Raw genomic sequence first — 14,782 nt, forward strand, 5'->3', positions numbered from 1 at the left:
AAAGATAACGCTAGTGTCACAGCGATCACATCAGTCACATGCACACCAACTACCCCATTGACCTCAGGCGTCTCTACGCGTCTGCGGCTTGCGGGCGGAGGACAACGATGAAGGCACGCTCCTGGACCGCTGGCCGTACCGGCGTCGGCTTCGCACTGGCCGCCACCACCGTCGCCGCGATGACAGTCCCCGCCGCTGCCGCGCCGGTCACCGGCCACCAGCCCGCGACGCTCGGAGCGACGGCGCTCGCTATGCCGCGGGTGACCGCGCCGACCGCCCTCCCCCAAGCGCCCACCGCGATGAGCTACCGGGTCCAGGCTGGTGACACGGTCAGCCACATCTCCGCTCGCACCGGCACCTCGGTCAGTGCGATCGTGCGCGCCAACAACCTCAACTCCCGCGCGCTCATCAAGGCCGGCCAGCTGCTGCGCATCCCGGTACCGGGCGCCACCGCCGCCGCGCCGTCGAGCTCGCCGTCGAGATCCACCGCGGCCACGTCCCGCAGCCACACCGTGGCCGCCGGGGACACCGTCTCCGCGCTCGCCAAGCGCTACGGCGCCAGCATCTCGAGCATCGTCTCGGCCAACGAGCTCGACTCCCGCGCGCTCATTATCGTCGGGCAGCAGCTGACCATCCCGGGACGCTCGTCGGGCGGCGGCTCCGCCTCGGCGGTCTCGTCCGCAGGCTCCTCGTCGAGCGGCTCGTCGTCGAGCGGCTCGTCGTCGGCCGGCCGCAGCCACACCGTGGCCGCCGGGGACACCGTCTCCGCCCTCGCCAAGCGCTACGGCTCGAGCGTCTCGGCGATCACGTCCGCCAACGACCTCGGCCGCAGCGCCATGATCCGGGTCGGGCAGCGGCTGACCATCCCGAGCAGCTCGTCGGTCGTCCCCGTCTCGTCGATCGTCTCCACGGCGGGCGGCGGTTCGTCGAGCGGGTCCTCGTCGAGCGGCTCGTCGTCGGCCGCCCGCAGCCACACCGTGGCCGCCGGAGACACCGTCTCCGCGCTCGCTCAGCGCTACGGCTCGAGCGTCTCGGCGATCACGTCCGCCAACCGGCTCAGCTCTGGCGCAGTCATCTTCGTCGGCCAGCGGCTGACCATCCCCGCCGGCTCCTCCGGCGGCGGCTCGTCCAGCAGCAGCTCCTCCGCGAGCAGCTCGTCGAGCGGCGAGCAGCTCGTCGGCGACACCTTCCTCGGCCGGACCTACGCCAGCGCCGTCGTCGGCGCCGCGAACACCAACAAGGCCACCCTCAACTCGATGACGGTGCCGTCGCGCGACAGCATGCGCCAGATCGTGCGCGAGACCGCGGTCCAGATGGGCGTCGACCCGGCGCTGGCGCTGGCGGTCGCCCAGCAGGAGTCGGGCTTCGACGCACGGGCCGTCTCCCCGGCCAACGCGGTCGGCACCATGCAGGTCATCCCCAGCTCCGGCGTGTGGGCTTCCGACCTCGTCGGTCGCGAGCTCAACCTGCTCGACCCGCGCGACAACGTCGTGGCCGGCGTGGCCATCCTGCGTCAGCTGCGCCGCGCGGCACCCAGCCTCGACGTCGCGATCGCCGGCTACTACCAGGGCCTCGCAGGCGTCACCCGCAACGGGATGTACCCCGACACCCGCAACTACGTCGCCGGCATCCGCAACCTCATGGGGCAGTACTGAGGCTCGTCAGGGGTGTCCTGACCTCGGTTCGGCCTCCCTCGCCGTAGAATCCGGCACGTGCAGCGCACCGCGAGCGATCCGATGATCGGCCGTCACGTCGACGGCCGGTACGAGGTGACCGCCCGCATCGCGCGGGGCGGGATGGCCACCGTCTACCGCGCCCAGGACCGACGGCTCGACCGCACCGTCGCGCTCAAGGTGATGCACCCGCACCTGGCCGACAGTGCGGACTTCGTCGCCCGCTTCCGGCGGGAGGCACGCTCGGCCGCCCGGCTGACCCACCCGGGGATCGTGGCGATCTACGACCAGGGCTACGCCGACGACGCCAGCTACCTCACGATGCAGTACGTCGCCGGGCCGAACCTGCGCACCGTGCTGCGCGAGGCCGGTGCGCTTCCGCTGGGCAAGGCGCTCGAGCTCATCGCCGGCGTGCTCGACGCGCTCGGCTGCGCCCACCGCGCCGGGCTCGTCCACCGCGACGTCAAGCCGGAGAACGTGCTGCTCGGCCCCGGCGGCAAGCCGATGGTCACCGACTTCGGGCTCGCCCGCGCGGTCACCGAGGCGACCGCCGCCGCGACCGGCCAGGTGCTCGGCACGGTGGCGTACCTCGCCCCGGAGATCGTCACCTCCGGTGTTGCTGACATGCGCGCCGATGTCTACGCCACCGGGATCATGCTGTTCGAGCTCATCACCGGCTCGCAGCCGTTCGTCGGCGACGTGCCGATCCGGGTGGCCTTCCAGCACGTCAACGAGAGCGTGCCGCGCCCGTCAGCGCGCGAGCCGTGGCTGCCCGCCGAGGTCGACGAACTCGTCACCGCGATGACCCAGACCGACCCGGTCGACCGCCCGGCCGACGCCGACCACGCCCTCGAGCTGCTCCGCCGGGTCGAGGCCGCACTGGACCCGGCGACCCTCGCCCGGCGCGCGGACGTCGCACCGGCGCCGCCGCCCGTCGACCACGACGACGGCGATGTCACCACCGCCACACCGGTGAGCGGTACCGTCGCGCTGCCGATCGGTGCGATCCCGGTGCCCGACCCCGGGGCTGCGGAGCTCGCGACCGCTCGCACCCGCCGTCGACGACGACGCCGGATCTTTTCGATGACCGCGCTGCTGCTCATCATCGGTATCGGGGCCGGCGGGACGTGGTGGTGGTTCAACGAGGGGCCCGGCGCCTACACCCAGGTCCCGCAGCTGCTCGGGCTGCCCGAGGACCAGGCCGTCCAGCTGCTCGCTGCTGCCGGACTAGCGCCGGAGCTCGAGCGCGACCACCACGACACCGCGCCGCAGGGCGAGGTCTTCGCGTCCCGGCCGGCCCCCGGCGAGCCGGTGCGCACCGACGGCACCGTCGTCGTCCAGGTCTCACGCGGCATCCTCATGGTCGAGGTGCCGCCGCTGGCCGAGCTCACCGAGGACGAGGCACTGGCGGCACTGGAGGACGCCGGGCTCACCGTCGGCGAGATCTCACGGCCATGGGCCGACGACGTCGCCGAGGGTACCGTCATGTCCTCCGCGCCGGCCGCCGCCGAGACGGTTCCGCACAACGAGCCGGTCGACCTGGAGATCTCCGCCGGCCGCGAGCCCGTCGAGCTGGTCTCCGTCGTCGGCGCCGAGCAGGCCACCGCCGAGTCGGACCTCGAGGACGCCGGCCTCACGGCTGCGGTCAGCGAGGAGTACAGCGACTCGGTGGTCGCCGGCCGGGTCGTCCGGCAGGACCCTGCCCCCGGGGAGGACGTCCAGCTCTACCGCGGGGACAACGTCGACGTCGTCGTGTCCCTCGGCCCCGAGCCGATCGCGCTGCCCGACGTCGTCGGCGAGCAGATCGGCTCCGCACGCGAAGAGCTCGAGGCAGCCGGTTTCGTCGTCGACGACCAGCGCCTGCTCGGCGGCATCTTCGGCACCGTGCACAGCATGTCCCCCAGCGCCGGAGAGCTGGCGGTCCCCGGCTCGACCGTCACGCTGCGGTACGTCTGAGCCCCGGGCACCACCGCACCCCGGGCTGGGACCTAGGTCTCGCCCGCGGATTTCTTCCGGCTATTGCAACCCCACATCTTGTGGTCGACGCCGCGACACACCCCTACGGATAGTGGTTCGTCGAGGTCCCGGCGAGAAGGCTCGAAGTCGTCAGCTTCAGCCGATCGACCGAAGGACCACCATGACCAGTACCGAGGACACCCGCATCGCCGTCGACGTCGTCCCCACCATCGAGGAGTACCTCGACCGCTCCGACTGGCGGGTCAACGCCAACGCCAACCAGGGCTACTCGCTGGGCGGCATGATGCTCAACACGTCCGGCAAGGTGATCGCGAACTACTGGCTGAGCCGGGTCTACGCGCCCGCGGCCGGCACCGCCCACCGCGAGGGCGACATCCACATCCACGACCTCGACATGTTCGCCGGCTACTGCGCCGGATGGTCGCTGCGGCGCCTGCTCGAGGAGGGCTTCAACGGCGTGCCCGGCGCGCTCTCCGCCGGCCCGGCCAAACACTTCTCCTCCGCCGTCGGGCAGGTGGTCAACTTCCTCGGCACGCTGCAGAACGAGTGGGCCGGCGCCCAGGCGTTCAGCTCCTTCGACACCTACATGGCGCCGTTCGTGCGGCTCGACGCGATGTCCTACGAGGAGATCCACCAGTGCATGCAGGAGCTCATCTACAACCTCAATGTGCCCTCGCGGTGGGGCACCCAGACCCCGTTCACCAACCTCACCTTCGACTGGACCTGCCCGGAGGACCTGCGCGACCATGTGCCGCTCATCGGCGGTGAGCCGTGCGACTTCAGCTACGGCGAGCTCCAGCCCGAGATGGACCTCATCAACCGGGCCTACATGGAGGTGATGACCGCTGGCGACGCCAACGGCCAGGTGTTCACCTTCCCCATCCCCACCTACAACATCACCAAGGACTTCGACTGGGACGCGCCGAACACCGAGCGGCTGTTCGCGATGACGGCCAAGTACGGCCTGCCGTACTTCCAGAACTTCATCAGCTCCGACCTCGACCCGGGCATGATCCGCTCGATGTGCTGCCGGCTGCAGCTGGACCTGCGCGAGCTGCTCAAGCGCGGCAACGGCCTGTTCGGCTCGGCGGAGCAGACCGGCTCGCTCGGCGTGGTCACCGTGAACATGGCACGCCTGGGCTACCTGCACGCTGCAGACGAGGCCGGCCTCATCGCCCGGTTCGACGAGCTCATCGACATCGCCTCGGCGACCCTCGAGGTCAAGCGGGTCGTCATCCAGCAGCACATCGACGGCGGGCTGTTCCCGTGGACCAAGCGGTACCTGGGCAACCTCGACAACCACTTCGCCACCATCGGGGTCAACGGCCTCAACGAGATGGTCCGCAACTTCACCCTCGGCGAGCTCGACATCACCGCCCCCCGCGGGCACGACATGGCGGTGCGGGTGCTCGACCACGTGCGGGACCGGATGGTCGAGCTGCAGGAAGCCACCGGGCACATGTACAACCTCGAGGCCACCCCGGCAGAGGGGGCGACCTACCGCTTCGCCAAGGAGGACCGCCGCCGCTACCCCGGGATCCTCCAGGCCGGCACCGAGACCAACCCGTACTACACCAACTCCTCCCAGCTGCCGGTCGGCTTCACCGACGACCCGTTCGAGGCGCTCGAGCAGCAGGAGGAGCTGCAGTCGAAGTACACCGGTGGGACGGTGCTGCACCTGTACGTGAACGAGCGGATCTCCTCGGCGGCCGCCTGCAAGGAGATCGTGCGCCGCTCGCTGGAGAACTTCCGGCTGCCGTACATCACCATCACGCCGACGTTCTCGGTGTGCCCGAACCACGGCTACCTCACCGGTGAGCACCACGGCTGCCCGCGGTGCGCCGCCGAGAACCCCGGCGCCGAGCCGGTCGGCTGCGAGGTGTGGACCCGGGTGATGGGGTACTTCCGGCCGGTGAGCTCGTTCAACATCGGCAAGAAGGGCGAGTACGCGGAGCGCACGATGTTCACCGAGGACGCCGCGGCCGGCTCCGGCCACGCCCTACCGGTGGGCAGCGCGCGATGAGCGCCGTCGCGGCAGGCGCCGGGCCGCGCACCGGCAGCTCACCCCGCCGGCACCGGGCGGCCGAGCTGCAGATCGCGGGCCTCACCCCGATGTCCACGGTGGACTGGCCCGGGCGCCTCGCCGCGACGGTGTTCTGCCAGGGCTGCCCGTGGGACTGCTCCTACTGCCACAACCCCACGCTCATCCCGGCCCGCACCCCGGGCAGGGTGCCGTGGCAGCAGGTGCTCGACCTGCTGGGCCGACGACGGCGGCTGCTCGACGCCGTCGTCTTCTCCGGCGGCGAGGCCACCCGGCAGCTCTCGCTGGGCCCGGCGATGCGCCAGGTCCGCGCGCTCGGCTTCCAGGTGGGGCTGCACTCGGCCGGCCCGTACCCGCGCCGGCTGGCGGCGGTGCTCGACGACGTCGACTGGGTGGGCCTGGACCTCAAGGCGCTGCCGGCCGACTACGACGACGTCGTGCGCCGGCCGGGCGCCGAGAAGCTCGCCTGGGAGTCGCTGACCGCCGTCGTCGCCGCCGAGGTGGCCCACGAGGTACGCACGACCATCGCGCCCGGCTCCCCCGCCGCGCGCGACGCCGTCGCGATCGCCCGCCGGGCGCGCGACGCCGGGGCGCGGTCCTTCGTGCTGCAGGTGGTGCGGACCGCCGGCACCCGCGAGGAGTTTGTCGCCGACTACGAGCGCGCCGACCACCGCGCGTGGCGAGCCACCGTCGCACGCCTGGACGAGGAGATCCGCGCGCTCGGCCTCCCCCACTACACCCTCCGCGACGCCTGACCGGGCGCCAGTCCGGTGGCATCACCCGGGGCGAGCGTTCGGTCCGGGGCGCGGGCGACGCTAGAGTTCACCAAATGTCGTCACCGTTGGAGCACGCCCACGTCCTCATCACCGGGGCCACCGGATTCGTGGGGCAGGCCGTGCTGGAGCAGCTGCTGGCCGAGTACCCCACGACCCGGGTGAGCCTGCTCATCCGTCCTCGCAAGGAGCTCACCGCCGAGCGTCGTGCGCAGAAGCTGCTGCGCAAGCCGGTGTTCAAGAACTGGCGCCGGCACGTCGGTGAGGACGTCGCGGCTGCCCGGTTCGCCGAGCGCGTCAACGTCATCTCCGGCGACCTCGAGGACGTGCCGGAGCTGCCCACGGACCTCGACGTCGTCATCCACTCCGCCTCGACGGTCTCCTTCGACCCGCCGGTCGACGAGGCGTTCCAGGCCAACGTCGGCGGCGCCCTGTCGCTCTACGGTGCGCTGGCGCGGACCGGCTCCTCACCGCACGTCGTCCACGTCTCCACCAGCTACGTCGCCGGGCTGCGCAAGGGCGTGGCCGAGGAGCGTGCGCTGAGCCACACCGTGGACCGGGAAGCAGAGATGCGCTCCGCACTCGCGGCCCGCGCCCAGGCGGAGAAGGCCTCCCGCCGGCCTGACGTCCTCGGCCCGCTGCTGCGAGAGGCGCAGCGTGAGCACCGGCGCGCCGGGGCGAACGCCGTCGCCGCTGCCACCGAGGACGCCCGCAGCGGCTGGGTGCACGACCAGCTCGTCGAGCACGGCCTCACCCGTGCGCAGTCGCTCGGCTGGACCGACATCTACACCTTCACCAAGGCGATGGGCGAGCGGGTCGCCGAGGACCTCTGGCGGGGCGCCGGGCACCGGCTCTCGGTGGTCCGGCCGACCATCATCGAGTCCTCGCTGCGCACGCCGTACCCGGGCTGGATCGACGGGTTCAAGGTCGCCGACCCGCTCATCGCCGCCTATGGCCGCGGCCTGCTGCCGGAGTTCCCGGCACTCGCGGACAGCATCCTCGACGTCATCCCGGTCGACTTCGTCGTCAACGCGATCCTCGCGGCTGCAGCAGCACCGCCGGCCGCCGGGGAGGCGAGCTACTACCAGGTGTCCTCGGGCATCACGAACCCGCTGCGCTTCGGCCAGCTCTACCAGCTCGTCCGCGAGTACTTCTCCGCGCACCCGCTGCGCGACGCCACCGGCTCGCTGGTCTCCGTGCCGTCCTGGTCGTTCCCGCACCGCGGTGCGGTCGAGCGCGCCCTCGGCCGTCGCGAGCAGCTGGTGGACATCGCCGACCGCGCCGTCGGGCGGCTGCCGGCCAACCCGCGCACCCGGGAGTGGATCTCCTCGCTGTACAAGGCCCGGCGTGACCTGGGCACGCTGCGCAAGTTCACCTCGCTCTACCAGCCGTACACCCAGACCGAGGTGATCTTCGACGACGCCCGCACCCGGGAGCTGCACGCCTCGCTGCCGGCCGACCGGCAGGCAAAGTTCGGTTTCGACGTCAACGACATCGACTGGTCGCACTACCTGCAGCAGGTCCACATCCCGAACGTGCCCGGCCTCATGCGTGAGTCGCGCGGCAGCGCCACCACCGCGGCCCAGCAGCCGCTGCCGCAGCGCGACGACGTCGTGGCGGTCTTCGACCTGCAACGCACCGTTCTCGCCGCCACCCTCGTCGAGCAGTACCTCTGGGTGGAGCTCGCGACGCAGCCGCCCGCGTCCTGGCCGAAGTCGCTGGCCAACCTCGTGGCGCTGGGCCCGCGATACCTGCAGGCCGAGCAGCGCGACCGCGGTGACTTCATCCGCACCTTCATGCGCCGGTACGCGGGCATCGACGAGGCCGAGCTGCGTGCCGCGATCGCCGAGCACGTGCAGGACTCGTTGCGCCGTGACGTGCTCACCGAGGCCGTCGAGCGGATCCGTGCCCACCGTGCCGCCGGGCACCGCACCGTGCTGGTCACCGGGGAGATCGGCGTCTTCGTCGAGCCTCTCGCGGGACTGTTCGACGTCGTCGTCGCCGGCACGATGGAGACTGGGGACGACGGCCGCTGGACCGGTCACCTGGAGACCTCACCGCTCGTCGGGGAGGCCCGGGCCGCGTGGCTCACCCGGTACGGCCGCGACGAGGGGCTCGACCTCTCGGCGTCCTACGCCTACGGCGACGCCTACGCCGACCGGCCGTGGCTCGAGGTCGTCGGCCGGCCGAACGTGGTCAACCCCGATGCCCAGCTCTACCGCTACGCGCGCGCCCAGCGGTGGCCGGTCCACACCTGGACCACCACCCTCGAGGGCCGCCTCACCCCGGTGGTGCGCAGCCTGAGCCGGGCCCGGCAGTCATGACGGTGCTCACCGGGCGTGCGCTGGTCACCGGCGGCACGTCGGGCCTCGGCCTGGAGTTCGCTCGTGCGCTGGCGGCGCGGGGCTGCTCGCTGGTGATCGTCGCCCGAGACGCCGAGCGGCTCGCGAAGACGGCCGACCAGCTGCGGTGGCGCTACGGTGTCGAGGTGGAGACGCTGGTGGCGGACCTGGCCGCTCGCGACGACGTCGACGTGGTCGCGGCGCGGCTGACCGACGCCGGCTCCCCGGTGGACATCCTCGTCAACAACGCCGGCCACGGCCTGCACGTCCCGCTGCTCGCCGAGGACACCAGCCCCATCGAGCAGGCGCACGACGTCATGATCCGGGCGGTGCTCGTCCTCGGCGGCGCCGCCGGCCGGGCGATGGTCGCGCGTGGCCGCGGCGTCATCATCAACGTCGGATCGGTCGCCGGCCTCATCCCGATGGGTGCCTACTCCGCGCTCAAGGCCTGGGTGCGCACCTACTCCGAGTCGCTCTCGGTCGAGCTCGCCGGCACCGGGGTGCAGGCCACCGCGCTGCTGCCCGGCTGGGTCCGCACCGAGTTCCACGGCCGGGCCGGCATCCGCACCGGGTCCATCCCGAACGTCCTCTGGCTCGAGGCCGACCGGGTGGTAGCCGACGCGCTCACCGCCGTCGAGAAGGGCAAGATCCGCACGGTCCCCTCGACCCGCTTCGCCGTGCTCGCGTTCCTCGCCGAGCACGCCCCGCGGCCGCTCGTGCGCCGCGCGACGCAGCTGATCAAGGGAGGACGGGCGTGAGCAACGACGACGCCACCGACCCTCGGCGCGAGGACCCCAGCCCCGGGGAGACGCTGCGCCGCTACCACGCCGGGTGGCACCGGTCGCTGCGCTTCGTCGCGCAGCGGATGGTGCTGCGCCCGGTCGTCTCGGCCGTCACGAGCACCAAGGTGGAGGGCACCGACAACGTCGACGGCGTCGACGGACCGTTCGTGCTGGTCGCCAACCACAACAGCCACCTCGACACCGCCGTCATCGTCGCCCACCTGCCCTACCGGCTGGTCAAGCACCTCGCGGTGGGCGCCGCGGCGGACTATTTCTACGCGCGCTGGTGGATCAAGGCGACCACCTCGCTGTTCTTCAACACCTACCCCATCGCGCGCAGCGGCGGAGCGAAGCGGCGCGGCAAGGGCATGTCCTGGCGCCTGGTGAGCGAGGGGGTGCCGGTCATGCTGTTCCCGGAGGGCACCCGCTCCCGGGACGGGTCGATGCGGCCGTTCAAGCCTGGTGCTGCGGCGCTGGCGATCACGGCGACGATCCCCTGCGTGCCGGTCGCGCTGCTGGGCACGCACGAGGCGATGCCGGTGGGCAGGGCCTGGCCCGCACCGGGACGCCCCGACGTCCGGGTACTCGTCGGCCGACCGATGCGCCCCCGCCCCGGGGAGCGGCCACGGGAGTTCAGCGACCGGGTAGCTGCCCGGATCTCGACGATGATGACGATGCAGACGCCGTACGTCCTCGACGACGGTTCAACACCGCGGCCCGGGGAGACCGGGACCGCCCAGGAGGAGGCCTCGTGAAGGGTGTCGCGCACCAGAAGTGGTGGGGATGGGGAGTCGAGGGCGTTGCCTTCAACTACCGGGACAAGCCGAAGATGGCGCCGTTCGTCCTGGAGAAGATCGGCCTGGACCTCGGCAAGCCGGCCACCCCGCCACCGTCCTTCGAGGACCTGCAGGTGCCGGCCTCCCGACTTCCCGAGGACCTCGGTGCGGCGCTGGCCGACGCCGTGGGCGCCGACCGCGTCGTGGTGGACGACCTCGACCGGGTGGTGCACACCTACGGCAAGGGCCTGGCTGACCTCGTGAAGATCCGGGCCGGCGTGCTGCCCCGCGTGCCCGACGTCATCGTCTACCCCGCCGACGAGGACGAGGTCCGCGCGGTGGTGGACACGGTGGTCGCCGCCGGTGCGGTGCTCATCCCGTTCGGCGGTGGCTCGAACATCTCCGGGTCGCTCACGCCCCCGGTCGACGAGGAGCGCCCCGTCGTGTCCCTCGACCTCGGGCGCCTCAACCGGGTGCTGGAGATCGACGAGGACGCCGGGCTGGCCCGGATCCAGGCCGGTGCGCTCGGCCCCGACCTCGAGGAGCAGCTCAACAACCGCGGCTGGACGATGGGTCACCAGCCCGACAGCTTCCGCCACTCCACCCTCGGCGGCTGGATCGCGACGCGGTCCTCGGGCATGCAGTCCGACAAGTACGGCGACATCGCCGACATCACCCGCGGCCTGCGCGCGGTGCTGCCCGGCAAGGTCGTCGTGCTGCGGCCGCTGCCCAGCTACTCCTCCGGACCCAGCGTCCGCGAGATGATCCTCGGCTCCGAGGGGCGCCTGGGCGTCATCACCGAGGCATGGGTCAACGTGCACCGGATGCCGGAGAACCGCGACATCATCGCCTACCTCTTCCCCAACTGGGGCAACGCGATCAAGGCGATGCACGCGATCTCGGTCTCCGACGCGGCGCCCACCGTCACCCGGGTCTCGGACTCCAACGAGACGTCGTTCTCCCTCGCCACCCAGAAGGCGTCCAAGGGCGTCAAGGGCAAGGTGCAGGGCGCGCTGTTCGACGTCCTCGAGCGCCGTGGCTGGGACCTGACCAAGGCGTGCCTGTCCTACGTCGGCTACGAGGGCGGCACCGCGAAGACCAAGGCCGAGAAGGCGATCATCGGCAAGATCATCCGGCAGCACGGCGGCATCAAGCTCGGCCGCGGCCCCGGCGCGCTGTACGACCAGAAGAAGTTCGACACCCCGTACCTGCGTGACTTCCTGCTCGACATCGGCGCTCTCGGTGACGTGTCCGAGACCGCCATGCCGTGGTCTCGGATCATGAACCTCTACAGCCAGACCGTCCGGGCGGCGAAGGAGGCCTACGCGTCGCTGGGGGTGCAGGGGTACGTCATGTGCCACCTGTCGCACAGCTATCACTCCGGGGCCTGCCTCTACTTCACCTTCGCGTTCGCGCCGGGCCACGAGGGCGCCGAGGAGCAGCTCGAGCAGTACTGGGTGGTCAAGCGGGCGATCCAGCAGTCGTTCGTCGACCACGGCGGCACCATCTCCCACCACCACGGGGTCGGGACCGACCACGCGCCGTGGCTCGAGGAAGACATCTCCCCCGCCGGCGTCGACCTCCAGGTGGCGCTGATGCGCGGCGTCGACCCGGACCGTCAGCTCAACCCCGGAACGATCCTCCCGCCGCACCGCGAGTGGTGAGGCGGCCGTCGTCCGGCGCGGGCCGCGTGCCCGCGCCGGACGACGGCTGGGGAGTCACGCCGTCGACCGTGCGAGATCGGCGCGGTGACCCGCCTTGTGGCGCGACGGGACACCTCGGCCGAGCAGCACGGAGCCGATGACCGCGAGCAGCGCCGGAGCCAGAGCCAGCAGCGGGAGCGCAGCGGTCGACCACAGGGCGACCGCACCGCTGCCGGCGGCCGCCCCGAGGGCCAGTCCGAGGTTCATCGCGACCGGCATGAGCGTGCCCGCGGTCGCGCGGTGCTCGCTACCCGCCAGTGCCATCACCCTTGCCTGCACCGCCGGACCGACCGCGCCGACCGCAAGCCCCCATACCGCGATGACGAGCACGTCAACAGCGCCGTGGTGCCCGAGCGCCGGCAGCCCCGAGAGGCTGATGGCCATCGCCAGCGCGACCACGACCAGGACGCCAGTGGGGTACCGGTCACTGGTGACGCCGACGAACCCAACCCCACCGGCCCCGACCAGCCCGAAGAGCAGCAGTAGGACAGGCGTGGGTACGGCACTCGGCTCGAGCAGCTCCGCGACGAAGGTGAACGGCGCGAAGTGCGCGACGAGGAGCAGCCCACCCACTCCTGCGGTGGCGAGGACGGGCCACAGCGCTCGGCGCGACGACGTTGCCGCGACCTTGTCGTCGTCGTCACCCACCACGACCGGGTACCGCTGCAGCACCACGACGACGGCCACCGCGGCGATCAGGCCCAGCACACCGATCCCGGCGAACGGGGCCCGCCAGCCGGCGAGCTCGGCGACGGCGTTCCCAGCCGGGATGGCGGCGACGGTGCCGAGCATCCCGCCGAAGAGGACGATGGCCGTGGCGCGGGCGATCCGCTGCTCCGGCACGATCGAGGCGGCGTGGGCGTTGATCGTCGACCACAGCAGGCCGGTGGCCCCTGCTGCGACGAGGCGCGAGGCCATGGCCGAGCCGTATGTGTCCGCCGTCGCGGTCACCAGGGTGGCCACCCCGAAGACCGTGAGCGCACCGGCGATCACGGTGGGTCGGTCCAGCCGCGCCGTGAGCCGGGTCAGCGGGAAGCTCGCCACCACCACCGTCGCGGCCCAGGCCGAGACGAGGAGCCCGGCCCGAGCCAGCGACACGTCCAGGTCGGTGGCCATCGCCGGGAGCACGGCGGTCGGCATCATCTCGCCGCTGACCACGACGAGCACGGTCAGCGCCATGGTCACCAACGCTGCCCACGGCAGTCGCTCCACGGCGTCGACCGCGGGCCGGGTATCGGCGGCGGGCTGCGTGTAGCGCCGTCCGTCCTGCTGCTGTGCGTCCATGACCCAGATGCTAAAGTCTGACATTAATGTCAATGTCAAGCCCCGAGGACGTGCGGCGATGAAGATCGGCGAGCTGGCCCACCGGACCGGGGTAGCGCCCCGGCTGCTGCGCTACTACGAGCAGCAGTGCCTCATCACCGCGGCGCGTTCGGACAACGGCTACCGCGCCTATGCGGAGTCGGATGTCGAGCGGGTCGTGCGGGTCGCTGGCCTCGTCCGCTCCGGTGTTCCCACCAGGCTGGTCCGGGCGATCCTCGACCTCGAGAACGTCGGCTCCGCGGAGCTGGCCGCGACCTGCTCCCGCAACGTCGCAGAACAGCTCGCCGCGGAGCTGGCGGAGATCGAGAGCCGGATCGCCTGCCTGACCCAGAGCCGCGACACGATCCGCGGCTTCCTCGAACAGACCGAGCACAGCGCCGTGCTCAGCCCCACGCCCTGACCCGAGCCTAGCCAGCGACCTGGAGCACGAAGTCGGTCCGCGGTGAGCGGAGCGTGAACCCCACTCGCTCGAGAGTGACGCGGATCGGGTCGTTCGCCACCGCGACGCTCGCGGTCGCCTCGCCCACTCCGGCCGCCGACGTCGCCGCGAGCATCGCCCTGCTCAGGGCCACGCCCACGCCCCGGCGGCGGGCCACCGGCGCCACCCCGAGGTATCCGAGGCACCAGTCGTCGGGGTACGGCTGGATCGCGGCGATGCCGTCGAGCCCCTCGGGTCCGAGGTGGGCGAGCCACGGTACCGACAACGCGCCACCCGACATCATGTCGCGGTACGCGACGGCGGCGTCCCGGGCGCCCAGCGCGGCAACCTGGTCCCGGTCGTAGTCGTCGAGGCTCTCAGCCATCGCGGCGGCGATCACCGTCACCACCCGCGGGTCGGAAGGATCCACCTCGACGACGTCGTCCGGCCGGGCCGTGACGACCGGCTGCGCCGTCAGCTCGAGGCGGTCACCGTCCGGTGACCAGCCAGCAGCGACGAGCGCCGCACGCTTCTGCCGCGGTGCGGGCTCGTCGGCGTCGACCACCGTCGTCTCCACGGTCGCAAGGCCTGCCGACCGGGCTGCCTCTGCGACGCCGTCGAGCAGCACGCGGTAAACGCCTTCGATGTCGGATCGGTCGGGCGGGACCTGGAAGGCGTGGGCGAGGTTGGTACCGCCCGGCAGGCTGATGATCGTGACCCGGGCGACGTCTGTGCCGTCGATGTCGGCGACCATCAGATGCGCAGGACGGACCGAACCGCGGGCGAGGTGTCCCTGCAGCCGCGCCAGGTCCGCCGCCGGATCGGGCGCGAGCTCGCTGAAGCGCTCGGGTGTCGCCGTGGAGAGGTGGACCATGGAGAACTGCTCCTCGTCAGGTGTCACGGTGTGACGGTGCCACAGTGTGACGGCCCACGTTAACGAGCGGCAGTGCCTTCGACCAGCTGATATCTCGCCG

11 protein-coding genes are annotated in these 14,782 nt (G+C 71.8%); 9 read left to right on the forward strand and 2 right to left on the reverse strand.

Annotation, left to right across the window (positions count from 1 at the left end):
* Window positions 1-107: 107 nt before the first annotated feature.
* From V2J52_RS02860 to V2J52_RS02895, 8 genes are all read left to right on the forward strand, one after another.
* Entirely contained in the window at window positions 108-1,655 is a 1,548-nt protein-coding gene (locus tag V2J52_RS02860) for a LysM peptidoglycan-binding domain-containing protein (RefSeq protein WP_331226143.1), read from the forward strand.
* Window positions 1,656-1,712: 57 nt separating this feature from the next.
* Entirely contained in the window at window positions 1,713-3,629 is a 1,917-nt protein-coding gene (pknB, locus tag V2J52_RS02865; RefSeq protein WP_331226144.1) for a Stk1 family PASTA domain-containing Ser/Thr kinase, read from the forward strand.
* A gap of 181 nt (window positions 3,630-3,810) precedes the next feature.
* Window positions 3,811-5,673: a ribonucleoside triphosphate reductase gene (locus V2J52_RS02870; protein ID WP_331226145.1), complete on the forward strand. Its 1,863-nt coding sequence runs from the start codon at window positions 3,811-3,813 to the stop codon at window positions 5,671-5,673.
* Complete coding sequence (locus tag V2J52_RS02875) at window positions 5,670-6,446, forward strand: anaerobic ribonucleoside-triphosphate reductase activating protein (RefSeq protein WP_331226146.1); 777 nt, start codon at window positions 5,670-5,672, stop codon at window positions 6,444-6,446. Before V2J52_RS02870 ends, V2J52_RS02875 begins: the two co-directional genes overlap by 4 nt.
* Before the next feature lie 74 nt (window positions 6,447-6,520).
* On the forward strand, window positions 6,521-8,788 hold the full coding sequence (locus V2J52_RS02880) for an HAD-IB family hydrolase (protein WP_331226147.1): 2,268 nt from the start codon (window positions 6,521-6,523) through the stop codon (window positions 8,786-8,788).
* On the forward strand, window positions 8,785-9,564 hold the full coding sequence (locus V2J52_RS02885; RefSeq protein ID WP_331226148.1) for an SDR family NAD(P)-dependent oxidoreductase: 780 nt from the start codon (window positions 8,785-8,787) through the stop codon (window positions 9,562-9,564). Before V2J52_RS02880 ends, V2J52_RS02885 begins: the two co-directional genes overlap by 4 nt.
* Window positions 9,561-10,343, forward strand: coding sequence for a lysophospholipid acyltransferase family protein (locus V2J52_RS02890; RefSeq protein ID WP_331226149.1), 783 nt, complete (start codon window positions 9,561-9,563; stop codon window positions 10,341-10,343). Before V2J52_RS02885 ends, V2J52_RS02890 begins: the two co-directional genes overlap by 4 nt.
* On the forward strand, window positions 10,340-12,028 hold the full coding sequence (locus V2J52_RS02895) for an FAD-binding oxidoreductase (protein ID WP_331226150.1): 1,689 nt from the start codon (window positions 10,340-10,342) through the stop codon (window positions 12,026-12,028). The genes V2J52_RS02890 and V2J52_RS02895 overlap by 4 nt, the downstream gene beginning before the upstream one ends.
* A gap of 54 nt (window positions 12,029-12,082) precedes the next feature.
* Here V2J52_RS02895 and V2J52_RS02900 read toward each other — a convergent pair whose 3' ends face one another.
* Window positions 12,083-13,351, reverse strand: coding sequence for an MFS transporter (locus tag V2J52_RS02900; RefSeq protein ID WP_331226151.1), 1,269 nt, complete (start codon window positions 13,349-13,351; stop codon window positions 12,083-12,085).
* Window positions 13,352-13,409: 58 nt separating this feature from the next.
* Between V2J52_RS02900 and V2J52_RS02905 the strand changes: the two genes are divergently transcribed.
* Window positions 13,410-13,790, forward strand: coding sequence for a MerR family transcriptional regulator (locus tag V2J52_RS02905; RefSeq protein ID WP_331226152.1), 381 nt, complete (start codon window positions 13,410-13,412; stop codon window positions 13,788-13,790).
* Window positions 13,791-13,797: 7 nt separating this feature from the next.
* Here V2J52_RS02905 and V2J52_RS02910 read toward each other — a convergent pair whose 3' ends face one another.
* Window positions 13,798-14,709, reverse strand: a complete 912-nt coding sequence (locus V2J52_RS02910; RefSeq protein ID WP_331226153.1) for a GNAT family N-acetyltransferase — start codon at window positions 14,707-14,709, stop codon at window positions 13,798-13,800.
* Window positions 14,710-14,782: the final 73 nt, after the last annotated feature.

It is taken from the genome of Georgenia sunbinii (assembly GCF_036421875.1).
In the GTDB taxonomy this organism is placed as follows: domain Bacteria; phylum Actinomycetota; class Actinomycetes; order Actinomycetales; family Actinomycetaceae; genus Georgenia_B; species Georgenia_B sunbinii.